The sequence below is a fragment of the Pseudomonas sp. P129 genome, assembly GCF_020312195.1.
Taxonomy (GTDB): Bacteria; Pseudomonadota; Gammaproteobacteria; order Pseudomonadales; family Pseudomonadaceae; genus Aquipseudomonas; species Aquipseudomonas fragariae.
This window is the reverse complement of sequence record NZ_JAGPYS010000002.1, coordinates 110,513-135,292: the sequence shown is the minus strand read 5'-3', so window position 1 is coordinate 135,292 and position 24,780 is coordinate 110,513. Positions and strand designations below refer to the sequence as shown.

At 55.2% G+C, this 24,780-nt stretch carries 22 protein-coding genes and 4 pseudogenes; 10 read left to right on the top strand and 16 right to left on the bottom strand.

The features are described from left to right. Positions 1-88: 88 nt before the first annotated feature. The 3 genes from KBY02_RS06370 to catA are packed head-to-tail and all read right to left on the bottom strand — an operon-like array spanning position 89 to position 3,719. The gene (locus KBY02_RS06370; RefSeq protein WP_024642055.1) at positions 89-1,540 is read right to left on the bottom strand and encodes an aldehyde dehydrogenase; all 1,452 of its coding nucleotides are present in this window, start codon (positions 1,538-1,540) and stop codon (positions 89-91) included. A 27-nt stretch (positions 1,541-1,567) separates the two neighbouring features. Further along, positions 1,568-2,716: an NAD(P)-dependent alcohol dehydrogenase gene (locus KBY02_RS06365; RefSeq protein ID WP_024642054.1), complete on the bottom strand. Its 1,149-nt coding sequence runs from the start codon at positions 2,714-2,716 to the stop codon at positions 1,568-1,570. A 46-nt stretch (positions 2,717-2,762) separates the two neighbouring features. Next, entirely contained in the window at positions 2,763-3,719 is a 957-nt protein-coding gene (gene catA / locus KBY02_RS06360) for a catechol 1,2-dioxygenase (protein WP_032607580.1), read from the bottom strand. A gap of 742 nt (positions 3,720-4,461) precedes the next feature. On the opposite strand from catA, the gene KBY02_RS06355 reads away from it, so the two are divergent. Next, positions 4,462-5,709, top strand: coding sequence for a hypothetical protein (locus tag KBY02_RS06355; RefSeq protein WP_024642052.1), 1,248 nt, complete (start codon positions 4,462-4,464; stop codon positions 5,707-5,709). A 145-nt stretch (positions 5,710-5,854) separates the two neighbouring features. Here the strand turns inward: KBY02_RS06355 and KBY02_RS06350 are convergent. The 4 genes and pseudogenes from KBY02_RS06350 to salA form a co-directional block, all read right to left on the bottom strand. Further along, a pseudogene (locus KBY02_RS06350) lies at positions 5,855-6,073 on the bottom strand (type II toxin-antitoxin system RelE/ParE family toxin); the annotation flags it as partial. Positions 6,074-6,216: 143 nt separating this feature from the next. After that, a pseudogene (locus tag KBY02_RS26140) lies at positions 6,217-6,354 on the bottom strand (helix-turn-helix domain-containing protein); the annotation flags it as partial. A 74-nt stretch (positions 6,355-6,428) separates the two neighbouring features. Next, complete coding sequence (locus tag KBY02_RS06340) at positions 6,429-7,250, bottom strand: C58 family peptidase (protein WP_024660461.1); 822 nt, start codon at positions 7,248-7,250, stop codon at positions 6,429-6,431. A gap of 599 nt (positions 7,251-7,849) precedes the next feature. Beyond that, the gene (salA, locus tag KBY02_RS06335) at positions 7,850-9,139 is read right to left on the bottom strand and encodes a salicylate 1-monooxygenase (protein ID WP_024642050.1); all 1,290 of its coding nucleotides are present in this window, start codon (positions 9,137-9,139) and stop codon (positions 7,850-7,852) included. 259 nt (positions 9,140-9,398) lie between these two features. On the opposite strand from salA, the gene KBY02_RS06330 reads away from it, so the two are divergent. Continuing rightward, the gene (locus tag KBY02_RS06330) at positions 9,399-9,596 is read left to right on the top strand and encodes a tautomerase family protein (RefSeq protein ID WP_024642049.1); all 198 of its coding nucleotides are present in this window, start codon (positions 9,399-9,401) and stop codon (positions 9,594-9,596) included. Positions 9,597-9,683: 87 nt separating this feature from the next. Next, positions 9,684-10,037: a putative quinol monooxygenase gene (locus KBY02_RS06325; protein WP_024642048.1), complete on the top strand. Its 354-nt coding sequence runs from the start codon at positions 9,684-9,686 to the stop codon at positions 10,035-10,037. A 45-nt stretch (positions 10,038-10,082) separates the two neighbouring features. On the opposite strand, the gene KBY02_RS06320 is transcribed toward KBY02_RS06325, so the two are convergent. Beyond that, positions 10,083-10,952: a LysR family transcriptional regulator gene (locus KBY02_RS06320; protein WP_225650030.1), complete on the bottom strand. Its 870-nt coding sequence runs from the start codon at positions 10,950-10,952 to the stop codon at positions 10,083-10,085. 98 nt (positions 10,953-11,050) lie between these two features. Here KBY02_RS06320 and KBY02_RS06315 point away from each other — a divergent pair, with 98 nt between their 5' ends. From KBY02_RS06315 to KBY02_RS06305, 3 genes are all read left to right on the top strand, one after another. Further along, positions 11,051-12,418: an MFS transporter gene (locus tag KBY02_RS06315; RefSeq protein ID WP_024642047.1), complete on the top strand. Its 1,368-nt coding sequence runs from the start codon at positions 11,051-11,053 to the stop codon at positions 12,416-12,418. A 120-nt stretch (positions 12,419-12,538) separates the two neighbouring features. Continuing rightward, positions 12,539-13,006 carry a carboxymuconolactone decarboxylase gene (locus tag KBY02_RS06310; RefSeq protein ID WP_225650028.1) on the top strand — a complete coding sequence of 156 codons (468 nt, stop codon included), beginning with the start codon at positions 12,539-12,541 and terminating at the stop codon, positions 13,004-13,006. Continuing rightward, a complete protein-coding gene (locus KBY02_RS06305; RefSeq protein WP_225650026.1) occupies positions 12,969-13,121 on the top strand; it encodes a hypothetical protein in 153 nt (50 codons plus the stop codon). Before KBY02_RS06310 ends, KBY02_RS06305 begins: the two co-directional genes overlap by 38 nt. 105 nt (positions 13,122-13,226) lie before the next feature. Here KBY02_RS06305 and KBY02_RS06300 read toward each other — a convergent pair whose 3' ends face one another. From KBY02_RS06300 to KBY02_RS06280, 6 genes and pseudogenes are all read right to left on the bottom strand, one after another. Beyond that, on the bottom strand, positions 13,227-14,021 hold the full coding sequence (locus KBY02_RS06300; RefSeq protein ID WP_024642046.1) for an SDR family NAD(P)-dependent oxidoreductase: 795 nt from the start codon (positions 14,019-14,021) through the stop codon (positions 13,227-13,229). A gap of 469 nt (positions 14,022-14,490) precedes the next feature. Further along, on the bottom strand, positions 14,491-14,700 hold the full coding sequence (locus KBY02_RS26385; protein ID WP_412548784.1) for a hypothetical protein: 210 nt from the start codon (positions 14,698-14,700) through the stop codon (positions 14,491-14,493). A 4-nt stretch (positions 14,701-14,704) separates the two neighbouring features. Continuing rightward, a pseudogene (locus tag KBY02_RS06295) lies at positions 14,705-14,856 on the bottom strand (IS66 family transposase); the annotation flags it as partial. A gap of 466 nt (positions 14,857-15,322) precedes the next feature. Continuing rightward, positions 15,323-15,727: a response regulator gene (locus KBY02_RS06290; RefSeq protein ID WP_024642044.1), complete on the bottom strand. Its 405-nt coding sequence runs from the start codon at positions 15,725-15,727 to the stop codon at positions 15,323-15,325. After that, a complete protein-coding gene (locus KBY02_RS06285; protein WP_225650024.1) occupies positions 15,681-16,361 on the bottom strand; it encodes a response regulator in 681 nt (226 codons plus the stop codon). The genes KBY02_RS06290 and KBY02_RS06285 overlap by 47 nt, the downstream gene beginning before the upstream one ends. A 192-nt stretch (positions 16,362-16,553) precedes the next feature. Continuing rightward, positions 16,554-17,747, bottom strand: a complete 1,194-nt coding sequence (locus tag KBY02_RS06280; protein WP_225650022.1) for a PAS domain-containing protein — start codon at positions 17,745-17,747, stop codon at positions 16,554-16,556. A 557-nt stretch (positions 17,748-18,304) separates the two neighbouring features. Between KBY02_RS06280 and KBY02_RS06275 the strand changes: the two genes are divergently transcribed. Together KBY02_RS06275 and KBY02_RS06270 are read left to right on the top strand one after the other, a co-directional pair. Next, complete coding sequence (locus tag KBY02_RS06275) at positions 18,305-19,324, top strand: sensor histidine kinase (RefSeq protein ID WP_197709712.1); 1,020 nt, start codon at positions 18,305-18,307, stop codon at positions 19,322-19,324. A 150-nt stretch (positions 19,325-19,474) separates the two neighbouring features. Beyond that, positions 19,475-19,606 (top strand): annotated as a pseudogene (locus KBY02_RS06270) (integrase); the annotation flags it as partial. Positions 19,607-19,706: 100 nt separating this feature from the next. On the opposite strand, the gene KBY02_RS06265 reads toward KBY02_RS06270, so the two are convergent. Beyond that, on the bottom strand, positions 19,707-21,695 hold the full coding sequence (locus KBY02_RS06265; RefSeq protein ID WP_024660464.1) for a putative bifunctional diguanylate cyclase/phosphodiesterase: 1,989 nt from the start codon (positions 21,693-21,695) through the stop codon (positions 19,707-19,709). Positions 21,696-22,041: 346 nt separating this feature from the next. Continuing rightward, positions 22,042-22,947 carry a LysR substrate-binding domain-containing protein gene (locus KBY02_RS06260; RefSeq protein WP_024642041.1) on the bottom strand — a complete coding sequence of 302 codons (906 nt, stop codon included), beginning with the start codon at positions 22,945-22,947 and terminating at the stop codon, positions 22,042-22,044. Positions 22,948-23,068: 121 nt separating this feature from the next. Between KBY02_RS06260 and KBY02_RS06255 the strand changes: the two genes are divergently transcribed. Further along, positions 23,069-23,587, top strand: coding sequence for a phenolic acid decarboxylase (locus KBY02_RS06255; protein ID WP_024642040.1), 519 nt, complete (start codon positions 23,069-23,071; stop codon positions 23,585-23,587). A gap of 12 nt (positions 23,588-23,599) precedes the next feature. Beyond that, positions 23,600-24,568, top strand: a complete 969-nt coding sequence (locus tag KBY02_RS06250; RefSeq protein ID WP_050594029.1) for an alpha/beta hydrolase — start codon at positions 23,600-23,602, stop codon at positions 24,566-24,568. Positions 24,569-24,780 lie beyond the last annotated feature (212 nt).

Below are 24,780 nucleotides of genomic sequence, written 5' to 3'. Positions count from 1 at the left end.
GCAACCCTGAATGGGTGAGTACGCGCTGGCCCTAACGATGGCTGATCGCAGGGCCGCCTGACAGGTCGGGTTATGCCGTGTGTTATCCCTAGAAGGGATAAGGCTGGTCCGACGGCTCCACGGTGACCCATTTCACTTCGGTGAACTCGTCGATCACGGCGCTGCCATCAAACCGGCCGTAGCCGCTGTTCTTCATGCCGCCATAGGGGGCTTGGGGTTCGTTCTGTACCGTCGCGCCGTTGATATGCACGCAGCCAGCGTCCAGACGACTCGCCAACTCCAGCGCGCGGCTGACATCACGGCTGAAGATTGACGAAGACAGTCCATACGCAGTGTCATTGGCGACTGACAGCGCCTGCTCCGCCCCCTTCACCCGGACGACGGTGGTAACCGGTCCGAAGGTTTCCTCATCGTAGATATCCATTGACGAATTGACGTGATCGACCAGCGTCGCGCTCATCAACGCCTGCTCCGCCAAACCGCCCGCCACAATCCTTGCGCCCTTGCGGGTGGAGTCGCCGAGCAGTTGATTGATGCGCTGGATCGAGCCCTGGGAAATCATCGGCCCGATCACACAGGCTAGCGCCGAAACCGGGTTTCCTGTCTGCAGGCCGCTGATACGCGCGGCAAACATTTCGACGAACCGGTCCGCGATCGTTTCGTCAACGACGAAGCGCTCGGTCGACATGCAGATCTGCCCCTGATAGAGGTACGCGCCAAACACCGCCGCGTTCACCGCGCCGTGGAGATCAGCGTCGTCGAGAACGATAAAGGGCGCCTTACCGCCCAGCTCCAGTAGGCGCCGCTTGAGATATCTGGCGCTGGTCTGCGCAACCATCCGCCCCACATTGGTCGAGCCCGTAAAGTTGATTCGCCGCACAGTGTCGTGAGCAATCAAGGCTTCGGTAACGGCCGATGCGTCCTCGGGGGCCGAAATGATGAAGTTCAGAACGCCGGGAGGAAAGCCTGCTTCATGGAAGGATTGCGCCAGCAGCTCGTGAGTACGCGGACTGTTCTCCGAGCCTTTGAAAATCACCGTATTGCCACACGCCAGCGGGTAGGCAATCGCCCGGGCGCCCAATATCACCGGCCCGTTCCACGGGACGATGCTCAACACGGTGCCCACCGGCTGGCGGAGGGTCATGGACAGGGTCCCGGCTTTGTCGTTCGGGATGGTTTCACCCTTGATCTGAGTGGTGAGTGCCGCAGCCTCACGCAATAGATTCGCAGAGGCCCCCACGTTGAATTGCGCCCACAGCTGTGAGGCGCCGATTTCTTCTGCCATCACGCTGCAGAACGTCGCCATCTTGCTTTCCAGCACGTCGGCCGCCGCCAGCAGCAGGCGACGACGTTCGGTCGGTCCAACCCTGGACCAGGTCTTGAACGCGTGTTGCGAGGAGGCCGCTGCCCGCAACGCATCTTCAATGCCGCACGCTGCCCCTTCGGTGACCAGTTGCGCGCTGACAGGGTCCATTCGGCGGTAGGTTTTGCCGCTGGCGGCGTCCTGTTTTTGGTTGTCGATAACCAGTTGCACATTCATCGTTCGCTACCTTTATGAGTCAGGGGTTCAGGCCGGATCGGTCGCTGTCGGCATGCGCAGGATGGGCTTGATCGTGATTCCGCTTTCGCTGTCAGCCATGGCTTCGTTGATCTGGTCAAAGGAGTAGAAGCGGCACAGTTTGTCGAAGGGAAAGCGGCCCTGCAGATACAAGTCGACCAAGGTGGGGATGAATGCGTTGGCGACGACATCGCCCTGCACGATGCCCATGATTCGTTTGCCGGGAATCATGACGTCGTTGACGTTGAAGGCCACTTCCGTGCCCATCTTGGTGGCGCCAACAATGCCACAGGTCCCCAGGGTGGTTACCGCGTCAATCGCCTGTCGCAACACTTCCGCGCGGCCGAAACATTCCAGGCTGTAGTTGACGCCACCGCCGGTGATTTCACGGATGCGCTGCACGGGGTCCTCGTCCCGGCTGTTGATGACATGGGTCGCCCCCAACTCAAGTGCCATTTCCAGCCGACTGGGGGTGACGTCCACCGCGATGATGGTAGTGGCGCCTGCAACCCTGGCCGCCATCACCGCTGCCAGGCCTACCGCGCCTGCACCGAATGCGGCGAAGCTCGCGCCTGCCTCCACCTTCATGGCCTTCAGAACGGAGCCTGCGCCGGTCTGAATTCCGCACCCCAAGGGGCCCAGCAGTTCCAGCGGGGCGGCTTTGGAAACCTTGACCACGTTGCGTTCGCTGGCGACGACGTACGTCGAAAACGATGACTGACCGAAAAAATGATCATGGATGGGGGCGTTCCCGTCGCAGCTGCACGTCGCCGTGCTGCCATCCAGACGACCACCGCCGAAGTTGAGCGGGTGCATGTGGGAGCAATGGGCCGGGTGTCCGGTCTCGCACGGCAAGCACAGCCCACACGACATGTACGTCATCACGACGTGGTCGCCGGGCGCGACAGTGGTTACGGCCGAGCCCACTGACTCGACCACGCCCGCGCCTTCGTGACCCAGAACGATAGGCAGTGGCGTGGGAAACAACTGATCGCGCACGACCATGTCGGTATGGCACACGCCTGTCGCCACCACGCGCACGCGGACTTCGTCGTTGCGCGGGGCGCTCAGCTCGGCCTGCTCCAGGCGCAGGGTTGCGCCTGCCTGACGCAAGACGGCGACAGTGATTTCAATAGGTTTTGACTGACTCGGGGACATGCGGTGATCCTCTTTTTTATTGTCGACCGGGGTGTGGAATCGGTTGTCACAACGCCGGCAGTGCCCGCACACGGTTGCTTCGCTGCTCGGCCGTTTTATCCAGCGCCGGGCGCAGCTGGAAGTCGAACGTCATCTCTGCAAACCGCCCTTCGACCTCCTCCCTGCGGCCCTGCTCGGTGGCTTCGACAAAGCGGACCTCGCCGATCAGTCCGTCGCGGGTGGCGTAAGCGAAGTCATCCCAGAGGTAGGCATCGTTGGACAGGTTTATCTGGGTGGTCAGATGCTCATGCCCTGGCGCAGACACGAAAAAATGGATATGCGCCGGACGTTGACCATGGCGCCCAAGCTGGTTCAGGCATTCCTGAGTCGGACCTGACGGGTTGCACCCGTACCCCGACGGCACGATGCTGCGAAAGCGGTAACGCCCCTGCTCGTCGGTCACTATCCAGCGACGCAGGTTGTAGGCGGACTGGCTTTTGTCGAAGTGAGAGTAGTTGCCTTTGGTGTCCGCCTGCCAGACGTCAACCCATGCTGCGGCAATCGGCTGGCTCTGCAGGTCAACCACCTTCCCCTCCACGAACATGGCGGTGGCGGCATCGCCCTCGGCGCCGTCGTCCAGCCGTGCATAGCCTTCGCACAGGGGGGCGCCGGCGACATAAAGCGGCCCTTCGATGGTACGCGGCGTCCCGCCGGTTCGACCGGCATGTGTCTGTATCGCGTCGTTGCGCAGGTCGAGGAAGTGCTCGATGCCTAGCCCTGCAGCCAAAAGGCCGGCCTCATTGCTTGCACCGAGCCGGTTGAGGTATTCGACCGCCGACCAGAACTCGTCATCGCTGACGTCCAGCTCCTCGGTCAGGCGAACGGTTTCCTGCAGCAGCCGGAAGACGATCTGCTTGTTTCGCGCGCTTCCCGCGGTGTTTTTCAATCCTGCAGCGTCCGCCAGAAACGCGAGAACTTCAGGCGTGTTTGGGGAGCCTACAGAATTCGGAAAAAATCGTACGATAAGCTGAATCTGCTTGAGTGCGCTTCTTTTCCGGTGCCTCCTATTGCCCAGAATTACCAGTAGTCAGATTTAATGGGGGGCTGTGCCGTAATCGCCGGAAACTCCGTCGGAAAACGTCAACAGAGCGGTTTCCGGCTGATTTTGCTATCCGACACGGTATTCCGTATATGTTTTGGCTGCTCAATGAGGCCGTTTTCGGCTTGTTAAAATCCCGTTTCTTAGGCGACCGATGATAGTGGGAAGGTGCGTCCCCACATGAGTCTCACGGTGAAATGACTTGCATTAATGCAGGTTTTATAGGGATTTCGACGTTTAAAAAACTTTGGCGTTGGCCTACGTTTGCAAGGAACTGAATCCATCCCAGATGCCACACAATACGGCCATTTTAATGAAAATTTGGTGTATGCGTAACTTCATCGTTAGCGGTTGAAAACCTTTAAAAGCGGCAGTGAGCCAACGCCAATCCGAGAGCTTATCGCTGACGTTGAATGCATATCCACTATCTTGTACAGAGAACTATGCTATGGGATGTTTCAACGTTACGGGTGCCAGTGGCAGAGCGAACAACTATGTTGTCGAGCGCCACGAAGATCGGAGTTCGATAGGGCAGGAAAGCCCCAGGCAAGAGATTGCCGATAGTCCGCTGAGTCGATCTGGCCGCTCCTCCAACAGAACCTCTCCCCGCGTATCGCTGGACAGGCTCAGGGCTTTCAGTCCCCCAGGCGGCGCGTCAGTTGGCGCTTTGAGAAATTGGTTCTGGCAGGGACAGGCTGTTCAACATCTGCAACAGCTCAAAGCGGAGCTCGACAACGGTTCGAGCATTCGCGAGCTGTTGGACGGACCTGGATTTGGCGCCTTGCTGACCCATGTGATCGACGATATCGCCTCGATTTCAAACGCGGAAAACCTGTCGCCGATCGAGGCCGCAGAGGCGCTCAGGCAAGCTATTAGCACCGGGCGCGGGGCGAACAATATGGATATAGGTTTGAAAAACGTTCTGCAATTCGGACTTTATGCGGTCAGGGAAAAACTGCAAGGGGAAGCCGAGCTCGCCGACTCGATGCGCACACACCCGGCTTTTCAGTCTTTCCCGGTGGCCCACACCTGGAAATTTTGCATTGAGCAAGAGCGTTGGAATGATCACGGTGCGGCATCCGGCATGCGATTTGACAACGAGCCCGGCTACATGGGTGGTATGTCGCGCGGCTTAAAATTCGTCATCGACTCGGAAGCGGGTTCCTCGTCCAGGAAAAAAGGCGAAATCGATGCTACTTGGGTGGAGAATTTGCACGACATCGCTGTCAATGGCGTGTTCCAGCGCAGCGTCATGCATCCTTGGCAGTCCGGCGTCGATGCCGACGAAGCCGTGAATGCAGTCGCCGCCCTTACCGCGCCTGGCAGCAATATCAGCGATAAGATCAGTAGAGCAGCGTCGGCAATCTACCATTTGCCGCATCACCTAATGCCATTGGCGGGTGGGTATCGACACAACGAGCTGATCCAGTTCGGCCTGGATCACCCCAAGAATCTGACTCCGGCCGGGCTCGGCGACCTGCAAAAGTTCCAGTCCCGGTTCGCCGGGTGGGCTGAGTTTCGAAGCAGGGATAATCGTCCGATCGACTGGGATGAGGTAGAGCGCGGCAACGCCGGGGTTACTTGGGCGTGCCCGGGAAAAAGCCGCAAAGAGGTTACGAAGCTGGTGCAAAATGTGCTCCGAACGCATTATCACGAGATAAAAAGGACTACCAACGCAGAGGCCGCACTGCATGTGGTGGCACGAACGTGCGCCACCCTGGAGCGCGCGCACGTGTTCATGGATGGCAACGCACGAACTTTCGGTTGCCTGCTCCTCAACAAACTGCTGCTTTCCGCAGGTTTATCACCATCCATGGCCCCTGATGCCAACGAATTCGACGGCTACTCGAACGAAGAACTGGTGGCGCGGATTCGGGAAGGACAGGATATGTTCCGGGCACATTGCCAAGCCTAGCGATCGTCCGCGCATTGCCAATGATCGCTTTTTGATGTACAGGCATTTTAAAATGCTTATGCATCAAGCTGAGGCTATAAAGGAGGCGTTATGCCCGATCGTGGGAAGCGGCTTGCTAGCGGAGTTATCTGTCTTCGCGGGTGTGTCACAGGCGCAGCAGCGAGATAGTCGATTCGACTATCTCGCAGCGCATATCGTAATGACCAACATGGATTCGGCGTACATCCCGCGGTTCAAATTCTTCAAGTCGCTGACCAATGCGCGGATTGGTCAGCAGCGTGGTAGGTGCGGCGGTAAGTTGCTGCACTGTTCGTGCGGCGGCAGGCTGATTCACCGAGGCCAGACACTCGTATAATCGGGTAAGGGGAGCCTAGAGAATTCGGAAAAAATCGTACGCTAAGGTTTTCCGAGCTGTCGTAACGGCCTGAATTTACCGTCTTCCAGCTTGCGGCTCTGCCGCCAAACGTAATCGCCGGTCAGGTTGATGTGCTCCCAACCCAACAGCGACAGGTATTGGTAGAGGGCTTCCCTACTTATACCGAACTCACGGGCCAACTGGGCTTTCGGTTCCCGGAAGCCCAGTTGCCGGACTGCGACCGCCTGTTCGTCGGACAGGGTCTTCTTGCGAGCCCGGTAAGCTCCACGTTACTTGACCAGGATGCCTTTTTCGGCGGACTGCACTGTATAGGAATTTTGAAATCCCTATACATCGAGCAGCGTCACTCCACACGCTGAATAACCATGCTCTCCAATTGCAGGTGCCCATTCAGTCGACTGCCGTATCTGGTCATCAGATTCTGGAACATCAAAGGCAACTCCGGTAAAGTGGTAGAGAACTCGCCATAGTTTGGATCAAAGAGGTTCACACTGCCTTCGGAGCTGGAAGCAGTGATGGCATGCCTTACACGCTTTCCATTGTTTTCAAAGCACAAGCTGATCAAATGGGCGCTACCATCGCGCGCAATTTTTTGCAATGCGGTCGATTGCCGATCCGCATGGAATACCGAGGGTTCACCTACAGGCTGCAAATCTTGACTTCGCAAAAGGGTTTTGCGCGCCGATATTCGACCTGCTTCTCGCTGATCCCGCGACCCGCTCACTGAACCTGCTGCATTTTTGTATTGGTTCTGGATGTCCGAAGCATGGTCAAGATCCAGCGCCTCCATTCTGTAACTCGCCTCCCCCTCATCACGCAATCGCAACCATTGGATTGCCAAGCCCATACAAGATTGACTAGCGTTCGCATTATTCAACGCTGCAATTCTATAGTTAAATACTGCGTCGATATCCGCCTCAGAGGACTCAGCAGAGGACACGTCGTCATCTGAACTACTCAAGGCCTTCGACGATGAACAGCCGCGTTCAACAGATTGGTGAGTAAGTATTTCTAACCGATGAAGACCAGCCCCTAACCTGACCCTCGTTCTGCCACGTTGACCGATGCTAGTAGCCTGCTGCTTGTCTTCCTCCGCTGTCGAAAAGCTCTGCTCGAGCCGCTCTCTGGTTCGGCGCGACAACTCCGTGGACCGTAGCAAAAGCATCTCACGCCCGGCTGGAGCCGTCGAAGTAGGCGGTACCTGCGGACTGTTCGAGGGTCTAGCGCTGCTCGAGTCGCGAGCGCTCGCTCGCTCAGACTCTGTGTACCCACCTAAATAAGCGCCAGATGCCCCTGCTCTGTTGATAACCACCATATGCTGATTTTCTCCGCTTACTGGCTTGCAGGGTAACTGACCCTGCAAAATTAAAGTGTGTGGCAACGAGCAAGGAAAAGTTCCATCTTGATGCATAGGCATTTTTAAATTCCTATGCATAAGGTCTGTCGCCCCCGTCGAGACCGCCGCTTGGATGTACTCATGGATGGACTTGGAACTGGGTGACGGGAATTTCTGGGATTCCGGCTTACAACCCCGACCTGTATCAGTACCTGTCGCCGTTGGGTTGGAAGCACGTGAACCTGACCGGCGATTACGTCTAACGGCAGAGCTGGAAGAGCGTAAGTTCAGGCGTTACGACAAGTCGGAAACCTTAGCGTACGATTTTTTCCGAATTCTCTAGGCTCCCCTGTTTGCAATACCGACAGCCATGAGGTGGCTCCTTTTTTATAATTGAATGTGAGCAATTGGCCCCGGGACCGGGGTTATCAGCGAACGGCGGCGGGTTGCCATCCGAGTTGAGCACGAGCGCTCGCCAGGTCGTTTTCCAGGTCGTGATGCCAGGGCCAGTCGAATCGGTTGGCGAGGGTTTTCGACAGCAGGGATGGGGCGGCGCCGACCTCGCGATCACGCCACTCATACAATTCACCGGCTTCCCAGGACGTACGCTGAACCCTGCACGCGCGCGGCCTGCGTACTTCGTCGTAAACCTCAAGCACGCGCTGGACGCTGCCGGTGTTCACCTGAGGATCTGCCAGTAACCGCGCGAGCAGCCAGGCATCTTCGAGACCTTGACCGGCTCCGGCGCCTTGATGAGGCAGCATGGCGTGGGCAGCGTCACCGATCAGGCCCACGCGAGCGTGGACATAACCGGGCAGCTCTGCCAGGTCATGGAGCGCCCAGAGGGTCGGTGCAGTAATGCACTCCAGCAGAACCCGGACCGCGTCTCCCCAGTCCGAAAACGCGTCGAGCATCTCGGCTTGGGTCGTGTCTTTCACCCAGGGTTTGTCCCGGGGCCATTGCGGCTCGGGAACGCTGCGATCTGAAATAAAGGCCACCACGTTGGTCAGCCGGCCCTGCTTGATTGGAAAGGTGAGGATGTGGCCGTCCAGGCCCAGGTACATCTGCGGAACATTGATCAAATGTTCGTCAATGCCATTGGCGCGGTAAGCCGCCCTGAGGGTCTCGCTGTCGATCATTCCACGATAGGCGCAGGTGCCACTGAACCGGGGAGCCACAGCAGGCTGGCCCAGACCTCGCAGGACATGATCGCGGATCGAGGACTTGATGCCGTCCGCTGCGATTAGCAGATCACACGCGTGTTCAGTTCCGTCGGTGAACCGGATTCGAACGCGCTCGGCGAGTTCTTCAACCTCGACCGCACGCTTATCGAAACAGGCGATGCCGGCCGGAAGCTGGCACGCAAGAGCGTCCAGAAAGTCGGCTCTGTGAACTGACGACTGACCCACGCCCGGCGCGACGCTTGCACCCAGATAACCGGCGTCCTCGCCACGACGCCACTCGAACCAGATGTCCTGCCAGGGTTCAGGGGTACGGTCGGCAATGCGCCGATAGGGCTCACCGATGCCCAACCCTTCGACGGCACGCACGGCGTTGGCGCCAAACGACACCCCTGCCCCGACTTCACCGAATGCGGGGGCGGCTTCGAGCAGCTGAATATCGAGATGAGGATGGCGGCACAAATCCAGCGCAAGCGCGACGCCTGCAATACCGCCACCGACGATTGCGATCTGTAGTCTTGATTGAATACTGCTCATGGGAGGGACCTGCGTTTTGTTTTTGGAATGTCCCGATCATGCCCATACCCAGGGTTATTGATAAATGGCGTAACATGCATAAAATCTATCACCAGCATGAATAGCGGCTCTGGCTTGGGCCTTAAGCCCTGCAATTGTAGAGATTAACGCTACCCACTTTATAGTTTCAGGCGGTTTATCACTAGTGTGATCTACACTAGCATGGGCTCATCTGATGGCCCGAGCCTCGGGCCTTTTCAATACCCAAAAGGAAAACATCATGCCCGTCGTACGCGTTAGCTGGTTTGAAGGAAAAGAGCACGGTCAGAAAGCCACTGTTGCCGCCGAGATCACTGAAAGTATCGTGAAAAACACCGGCACCCCCGCCGAATACATCTACGTTATCTTCGAAGACGTAGCACCGTCCGACTGGGCAGGTGCCGGCAAGTTGTTTGGTGAGGCGCCTGCCAAACCCTGATCTGTTACAGCGTACTCAGTGCATCGGCTAAGCCAGCGATGCATCCTCCCAGGCGTCACGCACGCTCTTCGACGGAAGATCCTCCCAATGCATCCTTATATTTCCTGCCAGTTCACCCTGGCCATCAAGCCTGGCGACTTTCCGGAGTTCAAAGCTCTGATTGCACGCATCGTCGAGGCCACCAAGCAAGAACCTGACACGCTGGTTTACGAGTACAGCGTGAACGAAGACCAGAGCGTCGCCCACATCCTTGAGCGCTACAAGGTGGAGTCCGTCGTCAGCCATGTGGACACAACCTTCGCCCCGTTCGGCGCGCGCTTTCTGGAGTTGTGCACCATCACCAGCCTCATCGTGTACGGCACGCCTGACGCCGAGATCCGTAAACGCCTGGATCCGTTTGGCGCTGTGTACATGACGCCGTTTGACGGCTTCAGCCGTTAAAAGGATTGGATGACGCGCACTCTATTCCGGACGCAGAGGCTGTGTTCAAGGCAGCCCAAGGCCGGCGGATTCGAGTAATTGTGCAATGGTCTGCGAGATATGACGGACCACCGGGTCGCCGCGACTGTCCGGGTGCATGGCGACCCAGATGTCTAGGTCAAGCATAGGGATGCTGCTCTCCAGTCGGGTAAGACGTGGGTCGGCGTCCCCGAGAAAGCACGGTATTCCTGCCACGGCGATGCCGGTGCAGGCGGCCTCGTACTGGTGGCTCAGATCCGCCAGTTCGCAGGCCAAACGCTTGGAGCCAATGACTTCGTACAGCCATCTTTTATGGGCGAAGTCTTCTTGCCTATTGGTATAGCCAATGAACTCCCACTGCTCGGCATCTTGTGCATGGGGATAATCGCAACCGGCATACAGGGCGAACCGCATCTGCCCTACCTTCTTGATGATGTCTGTGTCTTCGATCGGTAGCGCCAGTCGCAACGCGAGGTCTGCTTCAAGGCGCGACAGCGAGGCCACGTGAGGTTCACTGAGAATACTCAGCTGAACGAGCGGGTGCAGGCGCGCCAGTGCAGCCACATGTGGGGCCAGGAAATGTCTGGCTAGTATCGGCGGCGCAGTGATGGAGACCTTTGCTCTGACAGTTGTGCTGGAGGCCAGGCACCTGCGTTCAATGGCAAAAGACTTCGCTTCAATGTCCAGCGCATCCTGCAATATTTGTTGCCCTACCCCTGTCAGGCGGGACTCGCGCGCAAGTCTGTCCACCAGCCGAACATTCAGTGCTGCTCCAGCGAGGCCAGTCGACGACTGACGGTAGCTTGGTTGACACCCAAGACACGCGCCGCGCCCTACAAACTGCCCGACCGCGCAATCGTCAGAAAAAATTGAAGATCTTCCCAGTTCATAAGCCATGCAAATATGCATTGATGGTCAGCGGAGTTTAGTATTTACGCATTGACTGCCAACCGATACTTTCCATCCACTGCCTCAGCATTGTGACGATAGAAACCATGTCAAAAACCTCATCCCTGGCTGCCATTCAGATCGCAGCCTGCCTCGGATTCCTCGTGGTCCAGCTTGATGTCAGCGTCGTAAACGTCGGGTTGGGCGCGCTGAAATCCGCTTTCGATACAAACCTCACGGGCCTGCAGTGGGTCATCAACAGTTACGCTCTGGCGTTCTCGGCACTGTTGATTCTTGGCGGTGCCTGGGGCGACACGTTCGGCGCCAGAACCGTATTCGCCTCGGGGTTTGCGATTTTCACGATTGCCTCCATCGGCTGTGGCCTGTCGAACAACATGAGCATGCTCATCGGCATGCGGATCGTTCAGGGTGTCGGCGCGGCGTTGTTGGTCCCGACGTCCCTGACGCTCATACGGCTGACATTTGAAGACCCGGATAAACGCAGGTCTGCAGTCGCGATGTGGGGTGCCTGTGGAGGTATTGCCCTGGCTGCGGGCCCGGTGATGGGCGGCCTTTTGATCGAATACCTGGGCTGGCGCAGCGTTTTCTGGATCAACGTACCCATCGGGATTCTGGCGATCGGACTGGTCATGCATTACGCCCCGCCATCGCCGCGCATTGAACGGCAAGTGGATGTTCCGGGACAGATCAGCATTGCCATGTGCCTGGCATCGCTAACCTACGGGCTGACCGAGCTGAGCGGACAGGGCTGGGGCATCGGGACTTTTTCGGCCATGGGACTTGCAGTGCTGTGCGCGATCGCATTTGTAATGATCGAGCGTCGGCTAAAACACCCATTGCTACCAAAACGGCTGGCCAGCAACCGGGTGTTGGCAACCACCGCTCTGGCCGGAGCCGCTATCAACCTCACGTTCTATGGGACGGTGTTCGTATTCAGCATCTACTTCCAGTCGTTTCTGCACTACGACGCCTTCAGAACGGGGATTGCGTTCATACCGCTAACGGCAGTGCTGACCGTCTCCACCATGATTTCGTCGCGTATAGCCAAACGGGTGGGTGCGACGCGGATCATTACCGCAGGCTTCCTGATTCAGGTACTGGGCTTTCTGGCGCTGTCCAGGGTCACACCCGATTCATCGTTGTTGTACTTGAACATTGCCTTGATGGTCGTGGGTATAGGCAGCGCCGCATCAGTGCCGTCCATCACCAACTCAATGTTGTCGTCTGTCTCCCGGGCCGATGCCGGCATGGCCTCCGGCCTGATGGCCTCTGCGCGGCAGCTGGGAGGAGTCGTCGGCGTGGCAGTGTTCGGAGCGATGATTACCAGCACCGAGCCCGCTGCGTTTTCTCACGGTTTGTCCAGGGCAATGATCGTTTGCGCACTGGCGCTGCTGTTCTGCCTTGCTGTGAGCCATTGGGTAACCCGCTCGTCCCGGCTACCCGTCGCTACGTGAATATCTCGGCGATTGATTCGTCCGTGGAACTTCAAGGTTCCCGCAACAACCACTGCCGCATCGCGGGAGCCACCACACCGCACAACCGCACACTATTAATCAACGCTCCAGGAGTGCCCCATGAGCAAGCCCGACGTATCCATTGAAAACATAAGTTCCAAAGTCCGGATTGAGTATCCCGACTTTTCGACACTGCCTGAACCGGTCAGGGAAAAGTTTGAAAGCCTGCCGACAAAAGTTAACTTCTTCCGGATGCTGGGTTACAGCGCAGGGGCATTTATACCGGTCATTGATCTGACCAACGCCATCTTCAGGGATCTGACGATCTCCGATTATCACAAGGAATTGTTGGTATTGCTGGTGGCTGCCCATGAAGACGTCGCTTACGAGTGGGAGCAGCATGTTTCCATCGCTCAGGTGGCAGGCGTTCGGCCGGATCAGTTCGTCGCCATTGCAGAAGGCCGTCTCGATGATTCCGCCGCGCTCAAAGAAGACGAACGCGTACTGCTTCGTTTCGGACAAGCCATTCTCGAAGGGCAAGGCACCGGGCGTGCTGTTCAAGCACGCGCAGCAGCACTTCTCGCTTGAGGAGTTGAGCGACGCAGTCATCGTCATCGGTTACTACCGGATGGTATCTGTCTATCTCCAGACTTTCGACATCGAGATCGATGCGCAGAAGGATGGCAGCTGGATCAAAGGTTGATGGCCACACCCGCGCCATCTCCCCGACCCTTTCGCCATTTGGCGACAGGGTACTGGCCGTCGCAACTGGACCTGCCCGGTACAGGTCTGCCCCGACCGTGATCAATCACACAATGTCGTCAACCACACCGCCGTCCACCCTCAACGCTGCTCCCGTGGTTGCAGAAGCCTGAGGCGAGCACACATAAACGACCATGTTGGCGACCTCTTCCACGGTGGCAGCCCGCTGAATGATCGAACTTGGCCGGTGCTTCTGAATGAATTCCCTAGCAACCTCATCAAGCGACTTGCCCGTACGCTCCACTTCGCTTTGCATCATGGCTGCGACGCCATCGGAGAGTGTCGGCCCCAGTAGAACACTGTTGACGGTCACACCACTGCCGGCAACACGCTTGGCCAGGCCTCGGGCCAATCCTAGCTGCGCGGTTTTGGAAACGCCGTAGTGAATCATGTCCGCCGGGATGTTGCGCGCAGACTCAGAGGCCACGAACACCACCCTTGCCCAGTTCTTTTCCACCATAACCGGCAGCAGTGCGCGGCTCAGGCGTACGCCTGACATGACGTTGGTCTGCCAGTAGGCGTCCCACACTTCATCTTCGGTCTCAATGAAATCCTGGGTGCCATAGATCCCCGCGTTATTGACTAGGATGTTGATATGTCCTGCACCCTGAAGCAGCGTTTCGACACCGCTCGCAGCGCTCAGATCAGCGGCCACGCCGCTAATGGTCGCGCCCGGCACAGCGCTCGCCAGTCTGGCGACTGCATCTTTTACAGAGCCTTCACTCCGGCCATTGATCACCACCTCGGCGCCTGCTTCGGCAAGGCCCTTGGCAATCGCGAAACCTATGCCACCGGTTGAACCGGTGACCAGCGCACGCTTGGTATCCAATTGAATTTTCATCTTTACTCCATCGCGTCCGGTTGGGATTGCCCCATCCTGTTAAAGCTTCCACAGCTGAATTTAGAGAATTAATACTGTCGCAACCGACATAAGAAATTCGGCGGGTCCAGCCTCCTCGGAAGAAAGCGCAAAACTGTCGAAAGGTGTTGAAACGAAGCTTGGCCGCCAAACACTAGTGAATCAAGCTGTCGCAGCCAACAACCAAGCCGCTTCGCGCTGTTCGGCGTTGGCTAGAGAACAGCGGGTGTCTGTCCTGGCCCGGCAATGGCAACGTTTCTGTATTGGCCGCAAAGAGAGATCCGCGCTTACCGTACCTGGCGCTTTATACACTCTTTAACATGGTGGTCCCTGTAGAGCAGAAAGCGCCTGTATCTGAGGGAATACCGACTGGAGTTTACGAACGGCTCGCTGCGGGAAATCCAGATGATGGGCGAAGACGAATGGGTGCTGTTCGATCCGGCCGACTGCATCACAAGATGATGGGGGGCCGGACTTGGTGAAGCAGGTCGTGGTCGGGCCCGACACAACATGTTTCGGCTCTTCGAAAGCAAAGCTCGGCGCCGGTCTGATATAACGTCTGGATCGCCATCAGGTGTGGTTGATCCTGCGCCCAGATATGGATGTTTAAAGAGGCCGTGACAAAGCCCTGTTCAAAATTGAAGGCTGTCAGTGCTTTCATTCTGCGTTTCATCGGCGTGACCACGCGCTGGGCCAGCACCACTTCGCGCAGCGCATCGACCAGAGGCTGCAACTGCACGCCGGTTTGACCCTCCCACTGCGCCAGTGTCGAGCGCGGTATGGCCAGGCCGACACGGCCGAAGATCTTTTCGTGTCGACGACGTTGATTTCCCCACTCATTTGATTGATGTTTTACTAAGCGATCAGTGCGCCAGTCTAGGCGCTTGGCCTAATTACAGGGAGACGGCTATGCGCTTGTCCGATTTCTTGATCGAAAACATCAAACCCATTGTTCAAGAATGGGAAAGTTTCGCTCGTACCCTGCCAATCGCCGTCTGTAGACCCTACTGCAACTCCAGGGGCAGCCCTATCGCTCGAATCATACGTCGGGGTTCATATCTGGAGTTGAGCAAGCGGCAGACCACGGGCTTCTTCTATCATTTGGGCTAACAGGTGGACGGTTACACCACCGCAGCACATGATCTGCACTCGCTAGCCCTTTGAGGTAAAACACCACACCGCTTAAGTATTCAGCGGTTCTGCGCAATAGATTATCTCGCGCGTTGCCGTGCTTAAATATTCATAGCGGGGTTTAACGTAAGTCCCTAAATATCTAGCTGCGATTAGTGGCCGTTTTTGAGCATGTGCCTGGCTGTCTGCACCAGCTGATCCAAACTCCAAGGCTTTTGCAGGAATGCGACTCCGGCAGGCAGGTCACGGCTCACCTCCGTTCCGTAGCCGGTGGTCACTATAATCGGGGTACTTGGCCAGCGCTGATGCACCATCATCGCGAGTTCCTTGCCATAAAGCTGACCTGGCAAAGTAGAATCGGTGATCAGCAATGCACAGGGGATTTTGGACTGCAGGAGGTGCATCAAGGCTTCGTCAGCGCTGAAAAATCCAATGGAGTCAGCACCAAGGTCAGTAAAGATTTCCACGATCAACCGATGCATCAAGGGATCGTCTTCGACAATCACCACGCTACCACTGACGGGCTCTTCCGTCGATGAAACCGAAATTATGGGCATTGCGTTCCTTGCTTTGTCGCGCTGAGCACCTGTTGAAGCACGCTCGATAGCTGCTCAACAGAGTAGGGCTTATGCACAAGCTTAAAACCTGTTGCGCCATTCTGCGCAAGTACATGGCTGTAGCCAGTACCACCGGCAAATCTGAGTACAACCGTTGAATTTCCTGGCCTAAATCGATTCCGCTCTTGCCTGGCATGACCACGTCAGAAAACACGATATCAAATCGGCGAGCATCCTTTGCTAATTCGGCAAGTGCCTCCTGGGCGTCGTGAGCCAGGAAGGTAGCATAACCGAGGTCAGTGAGCGATTGGACTGTGAAGATACCTATATCAATGTTGTCCTCTACCACCAATACGCTTGTCCCATGTCCGTTAATGAGCGCAACAGGAGTAGGAGCGTTTAAGGTTTCAGCTGGCTGGAATACGCGAGGCAAATACAGAGTAAATGTGCTGCCTTGACCGATCGTGCTTGTCACCACGATTTCGCCGCCCGATTGTTTCGCGAAACCAAAAACCTGGGACAGTCCAAGCCCGGTCCCTTTGCCTACGCTCTTGGTGGTGTAGAACGGCTCAAAGATCTGTTCCAGATTTTCTGGGGGGGATACCGGAGCCGGTGTCACTGATCGAGACAGCAACGTAATCGCCAGCAATGGCAGGATGCGATCGCACGGCAGGCAATTGCTTTGCAGCCTGGACTCGCAACGTGAGACGCCCCTGGCCTTGCATGGCATCCCGTGCATTGAGAGCCATGTTCACCAATGCGGTATCAAACTGATTGGTGTCGGCACGGATAAAATGATTTTGCTCAGGGAGATCAAGACTGATCTCTACTTGAGACCCACCATGGTACTTATTATCCCTGCCAAGGCTTTTACGCTGTCGCAGGCGACAAACACTGAGGGCTTCAATGCTTGACGCCTGGCAAAAGCCAAAAGCTGTGAAGTTACTTTCGCCGCCCGCTCAACGGTGTCCGAGATAACGGACACATACCGAGCCCGACGCTCATCGGCAATGTCCGGCCGTTTGAGCATATCCGTAGAGGATTTGATCACTGTTAACAGGTTGTTAAAGTCGTGGGCTACACCGCCAGTGAGCTGACCAATGGCCTCGAGTTTCTGAGATTGGCGCAATGCTTCTTCTGCTTTAGCCAGAGCCTGCGCGGCGTCATACTCAGCCGTGAAATCACGTCCTACCGCGTTAATTTGCTGGTCATCCGGCTGGGTCGACCATGAAATCCTTCGGTAACTGCCGTCCCTGTGACGGAAGCGATTGTAAGCATGTCCACTAGCCGACATGTTTACTGCTTTGATTGTATGGTCCAGGTCCTCGGGGTGAATCAGTTCGAAAATGGTCCGACCAATCAACTCATCCGTCTGCCAACCTAACAAAACAGTCCACGCGGGGTTGACAGCGGTGATCAACCCTTCAAATGTGCACCGAATCATGATGTCGGAAGACAGTAACCACAGCCTGTTTCGATCCTCGGTGCGCCGAGTCACCTCAGCTTCGAGCCGAGCATTCAGCTCCTTCAGCTGTACAACCGCCTGCGCGCGATCTCCTTCGGCTTTATCCCTTTCACGATCGGCCAGGATCTGCTGAGTCATTTCGGTAGCAAGGAGCAGGACGCCGGCAAAACCACCGCTCTCGCCCTGTATGGGGGAAAAGCTGTAGGTCCAGACGGTCTCCTCATCATGGCCATGCCGGTTCATGGTCATGGACAACTTCTCGATGGCAAACCCTTTACCAGTCCTCAGCACTTCGGCAACTTGAGGACCGAGGACGGGGCCAATGTCCGTCAGGACGTCAGGCATAGGCTGTCCGAAAGCCGAAGGATGCCGATCCCCCAACGCGAGACCATAGGCATCGTTGTACAGAAGCCACTGCCGTTCTCCCCAATATAATGCAGCGATGCCTTTGGCGTTCAACACCAGCGACAGTGCCGTGCGCATAGAGGCTGGCCAGCTGTTGTAAGCGCCCAGAGGAGTTAGAGACCAATCGGTTCCTCGCACCAGGTCACCCATTTGGCCCCCACCGATCATGGGTAGAGCGTCCGAAGTCAGCTTTCCCCTTGAGGAAGAAACGAATTCATCAGCAGGGGGTATGAACATACCGGCTTAATCCAAAGAGGTAGGGTGGCATTACGAGCATAGGCTACGCAGCGGTGCGTCCGCGTAGTACAGGCGCCGAGAAGGTATAGGGTAAACGAATATCTGCTAGTCAGACCCATTCTAGACGCCAGGGTTCGGGTAAAACCTATTTGCCTGGATTTACGGCCCAAGCGCATCCCTTTAAAATCCCTCGTATTCGTCAGGCTTCACTGCTAACTCCCAGGACGGATCTGGACGGCCATGACAAAGGCTCTCAATCAAAACGAAGGCCCCCCGTCATAGAGGTCATTAATGTCCGCTGATCATTACAATGCTGCGCCCGTCCCCCCCCGAGCAAGGAGCGGCCAACGCCGAAGAGTTGGCTTACCGACTCCGTCAACAGCAGCTGACGGCAGATTTTGGACTGCTCGCCTTGAAAACCCACGAGGCAGGGCTGTTGCTTCAGGAGGCTACCCGTTTGTGCAGAAGGCATGTCCACCCTGCTCTGCAAGGTCATGGCCTTTCAGCCGCAAGAGGGCGACTTTTTAATGATCGCCGGTGTGGGCTGGAAACCTGGATACGTAGGGCATGCACGCGCAGGAGCCGATCTAGAAAGCCCGGCGGGTTTCGCTTTTCAGACGAGACGAGCGGTCATTTCCAACCACCTGCAGGCAGAAGCGCGTTTCCGCACACCACGAATCCTGGCTGACCATAACGTGAAGCGGGCGATCAATGTGGTTTTACTAGTCGCGGATGAGCCCTATGGCGTACTCGAAGTGGACAGTCCGCTCGATGGCCGATTCACCGAAGCCGATCTGGCATTTATGCAGGCCTTTGCCAATCTCCTAGGCGTTGCGTTGCAACGTCAGAGCTATGAAGACGCACTGCGGGCTAACGAAGAGCAATTACGACAAGCCCTTGAATACCAGCATGTGTTGACGCAGGAGGTCAGTCATAGGGTCAAGAACAGCTTGGCAATTGTGGCGGGTTTGCTGCGCGTGCAGAGCAACAGCTCACCGTCCGCAGACCTTCGACAGGCACTCGACGATGCAGAAACGCGGGTATTGACCAATGCGCAACTGCATGACCGTTTGTGGCAAACGGGCGAAGTGCGAAGCCTGAACCTGGAGGATTTTCTGAGGGAACTTTGCGAGAAATTCAGCAGCTCCGCGTCGACCAAAATCCTGACATACGAAGCTCCTCCTGTAATGATTCCCACAGATGACGCGATTCCTCTAGGCCTGCTGGTGAACGAACTGGTCACCAATGCAGTGAAATACGCCTCTCCACAGAAACCAGGCGATGTAAGCATCAGCATCAAGCCCAACGGCGATCGTCTACGATTGGAAGTTCGTGATCGTGGCCCGGGGTTACCTGAGGGTTGGCAGCAGACGAAACCCGCTAGCTTGGGCATGAAACTCATCTCTCGCTTGAGCAGGCAGCTGGGAGGTGAACCTCAGTGGGAAAATGCTCTTTCTGGCTCACGCTTTACCCTGGAATTCTCTGCTTGATTATTCCGAGGTTCTGCCGGGTTGCCTCAGACTTTCTATGCCGAACCATCAAACAATGGTTCACGATTTTCAAAAAATCGCGCGATGGTGTTAGCAGTAATTCTTCAGCAAAGAAATCATGTAATTATCGAGCGCAGCCTGCTCGCATATGCCCTAGAGCACGAGGCGGATATCGCCAAGATCCAGGCTTGGCTGGGCCATGCCAACATCAGCACGACGAGGATATACGATCGGGGAGAAAATAGACCTGAGGACTCACCCACCTATAAAGTAAAGTATTAATAGAAGGGCTTCATTGACCAAGGCCCTCGCATTCGAGAAATCCTATTTCCAATAAAATTGACCGATAACCTCAATGGCAAGTCCAGTCAGTTACCCGAAACTATATGAAGCTGACAATGGGAGCCAGCGATTGTACGGGGGGCAATGAGTTACAAGAAAATGTATCCGGTTGAGGACGTCCAAGATAATAGCCTTGAGCATGGTCATAGCCTATATTACGCAGTAATTCGAGATCCTGAGCGGTCTCAACGCCTTCCGCCAACACCTTGAGACCAAAGGCATGCCCTAGTTTCAAAAGGGCCAGCAATACCTGCTCGCGTTGGGATTTGTCTTCAATTCTCAGTACCTGACGGTCAACCTTCAAAGAATGGAATGGAAGTTTCAGGAGATAAGCTAGATTGGCATGACCTTGACCGAAGTCATCCAGAGCCAGTCGTACGCCCAGGTTGCTGAGACCTGAAACTGTACTCAATAGTTGATCATTTATACGGAGAGGAACTCCTTCGGTTATTTCCAATATTAGGCGATGCCCCGCGAGACCATGCTTAAGTAATGCACCTGCCACTTTCATTGGAAAATCGGTGTTGGCAAGCTGTATAGGTGAAAGGTTTACTGATATGTTTACAGCGTCATGCCAGCGGCTGGCCTGTTCACAGGCTTTATCCAAAACCCAGTCACCTACATCATTAATCAGCTCACTACGTTCTGCCATTGCGATGAATAAATCAGGTGGCACATTTCCGAGCTTGGGATGCTGCCAGCGAATAAGGCTCTCATAGCCATTGAGCTGATAAGGTTCTAGTTGATACAGCGGTTGGAAGTGCAAGTCAAATTGGTCTGTTGCTAAGGCCTCTCGGATATCCTCCAATCTCAGAAGCGACTCATCGTTTTGTGGAAATATAAATCCTGTATCCTCTAGACGATTGCGGCCACCTCTTTTAGCTCGATACAGCGCTTTGTCAGCCTGATCCAAGAGTGAGGTACTATCGGTTAACTCACTACTCGCACTGTGCGCTAACCCGATGCTGACAGTGATAATCGAGATGCCGTCTGTGCGTCCTAGGTGGGCGACGTTTAGTTCACGTATGGTTTGCAATACGTGGTGAGCGATCCTGCGGGCTTCATCATGGGAGGTATCTGGCAAAACGGCAATGAACTCTTCACCGCCGAATCGTGCTACGGCACAAGGCGAAATGAAGCAACTGCCTAGAGCAGTGGCAACAGCTCTCAAGCACTCATCGCCGATGAGATGTCCATAATGGTCGTTAAAGCGTTTGAAATGGTCTATATCGATCAAAAGTACCGCACCCTCGGACTGTCCATCCAAATGATTTGTCGTAAGTGCGTCCAGTTGCGGTTGGATGTGCCTACGGTTAGCCAGACCGGTCAGCGCGTCGGTCTCTGAAAGACGCTGCAAGTCACTATTGGCATCGGTGAGAGTAGAGGCTCTGGTTTCTTCGCGCAGCCAATATAGGTAACTTCGCCTGGCCTCGGCGTTGGACCAGTAGTTGCCAAGCAATGAGAAAAAGGATGAGGAGCCTATAGCGGTTATTATCAGGCCGCCAGCGCTCAGGGAAATCGGGGCTATATGCACACCCCAAGCTGTGATGGTCAAGCAAAATATGTTATAGGCCAAAGCAACATTGAAAGGACTTTTCATGCACGTGTTAACATAAATAAGCATCAGCGGCCAACAAAACATGAACAGTGACTGCTCACCCGAAACAGGTTGCTCACCGTTAATTACTACGTTGTAAGCAATTATAAATCCGGTGTATGAAGGCAACATGGAGACGTACTCTCTCCAGCGCTCCGATAACCTTTTTAGAAGCAACACCCCCAGCAGAGTGCTTGGTACGCATGTTCCGACCATCTGCAAAATTGCTGATGCCAGCTCCTTCGGATTTATGATCACTATCCATAGTGAAAAACTACTGAATGTGAAACTTCCCAAGATCAAGCACAGGATCAGGTGGTGCCGGCGGGTAGTATGGATATCGCTCTGATAACGTAGTTCCAACTGCTCAGAGAAACGTGCAGCGCTGGTTTTTTTCTCGAGTTCTCGGTCAATCAGGCTAGCGTCTAACATAGAAATTCCACAGCATGCACTAGTAAGGCCTTGTTATGGCTATAAGCCACCATTCTACCTTGCTGCAGATGTCGAGCCACTGAAATCTGCCCAGTGGTGGTTTCCGAGGTCATTTTTTGTAAAAGCGGACCTGTTTGATGATCAGCTGCTGCAGGTGAGCGACACTCAGGAACGCTGCGGAATCCAGCGCCTGAAGGTTCACGGCAAGGGCGGCAAGGTGCGTTACCTGCCCTTGCACCGGTGATCTTGCCGATCCTATGCAACCGGTTACCTCAATGCCATGCATCTACACGTGCCAGGTGGCGGTTAAGTGACTACAGAGTATTTTGGCGGTTGTTTCTACAGATCAGCCCTGTTTTTTGGATGGCACTGGTGTAGCCTGAGTTTGGAAAGCTTTCAGGAACATATCTAATGTGGAAGACCGATTCTCCGGGTGCCACGCTAAGGCAAGTTCAATTGATGGCGACTCTTCGACGAGCGATCGTGCTACTACTCCTTGAGGGAATAATTGGACTGAATACTCTGGTAGTAGACAGATGCCACCGACTGAGTTGATCAGAGAGAGGGCCATCATAAGATTTTCTGAATGATAAACGTTGTGTAGCTCGACGCCGTGCAGGCTGGTGAACGCTTCAATGACATCATGAAGTACCGGGGAGAGCTCACGCGAAACTCTTATAAATGGTTCACCTAGTAGTTGATTGAGCTGAATGCTGCTCTCCGTCGCCAGAGGGTGACCCTTAGGCATTGCGACGATGAGTTTTTCACGCCTTAGTATCTGGATTTTGAGCCCAGCCGCCTGGGGTGAAGGACGGATAAACGCGGCATCGATCTGCCTTTCCTTAAGTTTTGCGATAAGGGCCGGAGAAGATAGGCTCTGCATACCTAGCTCGACATTTTCTATTTTTTCGTGAACAGCATTAAGTACATGGTTTAACAGTTCTACCTCGACTCCTAGCACGAACCCCAGTGTCAAGCGAGAAGCTTGGCTATTCGACACCTCCCGTGCGCGCTCTACAGCACGATCAGCCTGTGCCAAAGTCAAGCGAGCCTCGTCCAAGAAAACTCGGCCCGCAGCAGTCAGTTTGACGTGTCGGCTATTGCGCTCAAACAGCTCCGTATTAACGTAAGCCTCAAGGTCACGGATCTGTCGACTTAGGGAAGGTTGGACCGTGTGCAGGCGTTTGGCAGCGGCAGTGAAGCCCCCTGTCTCTGCAACAGCCACAAAATAGCGGAGATGACGCAGTTCCATGCCACACACCCATACCTGAAAAGTATCAGTCTAGAGAAACAAAGTACTGGTGAATAGCGTGGATGATTTTTAATATGGCTTTCGTCAAACGCCAAGCCAGCTTTAACCATGGAGCTATCCAATGGCCGATTTATTTGAGTCCACCAAGCCCGAGCAGCTCACTCGTTTTCTGGGGAAGCATTTCATCTATACCTACGAAAACGGTTGGCAGTATGAAATGTACCTGAAGAATGCTCGCACCATCGATTACCGTATCCACGGCGGCATGGTCGGTGGGCGATGGGTTCGTGATCAGCTAGCTCATATCGTTCGGCTCAGCGACGATGTGTGCAAAATTTCCTGGGATGAGCCTACTGGAACAACGGTAAGCGTCGCGATCAATTTCGCGGAGAAGCATTTGCACGGCATCATCTTTTTCCCGCGTTGGATAGGCTTGGATCCAGTTAAAACCGTCTGTTATCAGAACGCAAACCTTGATTTGATGCATCAATATCGCGATGCGGGACCCACCTATCCCAAACTGGTAATCGACGAATTCGCTCCAGTTACGTTTATCGAGGACCGCGGTCAGGATAATGAAAGCGTGATCGCCTGCGCGCCGTCAGATTTGCCAGATGGTTACGCTCAGCGGCGGAACTGAGAAGGAGTGAGTATGTTAATGGATCCTCAGCTGGAGAAGGTGTTGGCCGCTATGGCGAAGTCTGGTGGCCCTTCGCTTGATAATATGAGCCCTCAGCAGATGCGGCCCTTTTATGACGCGATTGGCGAAAAATTGGGGGGTAAGGGCCGCCCGATGGCGGAAGTGAATGATCTATCTGTTCCGGGTCCAGCCGGAGAAATACCTATTCGTGTATACAGGCCGTTAGGAGTGGATAGCGATCCTCAAAGCGGATTGATCTACCTTCATGGCGGCGGTTGGGTCATCGGCAGCCTTGACACCCATGACAAGGTTTGTCGCCGGCTTGCCGACACGTGTGGCTGTATTGTGGTAGCCGTAGATTATCGGCTTGCGCCGGAGCATCCTTTCCCGGCTGGCCCTCAAGACGCAATTGCTGCCAGTCGTTGGATACTTGATAACGCCGAAAAATTGGGACTTGACAGTAGTAGTATCGGTATTATCGGAGACAGCGCCGGGGGTGGCCTGTCTGCAGTGGCGTGCCTCGCCCATCGAGAAGTACCAGGCCCCCAATTACGTTGCCAAGTGCTCATCTATCCTGGCGTCGACAATAGTTTGGAAGGCGAGCAACGCTTATCTCGAATCGAACAAGCTGAAACTCCACCTCTGGGGGGACGGGCAATGAGGACAATGGTCTCCAGCTACCTACCTGACCCAAGCGCTTGCCTTGATTGGCGAGCTTCCCCGCTTCTTGCCTCAGATCATTCCAATCTACCACCTGCGCTAATAATCACCGGAGGTTTTGACCCCCTACGAGACGAAGACTTTGCCTATGCAAATCGTTTGGCCACGTCCGGTGTGGAGGTGCTGCACCGCCATTACCCAGGGCAAGTGCACGGCTTCATCGAAATGGGGGGTGTCCTCGATGTGGTTGAAGACGCCATGCAGACTATCGCATTCTGGTTTTCACGATGCTTGGGTCCACATATGAATCCTCGAGTTTGATATCTCTAATTGAGTTAGGGATGCTCAGATCTACTTCCCGTGCGTCAGCGGCAAGTACATAGGGCATATATGTTCCTACTCGTCGTCTGACTCAATTCCTCGTCAGTTCTGTAGCGTAGTGGATTATCACTGTTCTGGATGAAATTTCTCAAGCTGAGCAACGCTCAAGCAGAATTCTCTGCCTTCGATTTTTGCAGCAAAGTTCCCAGGGG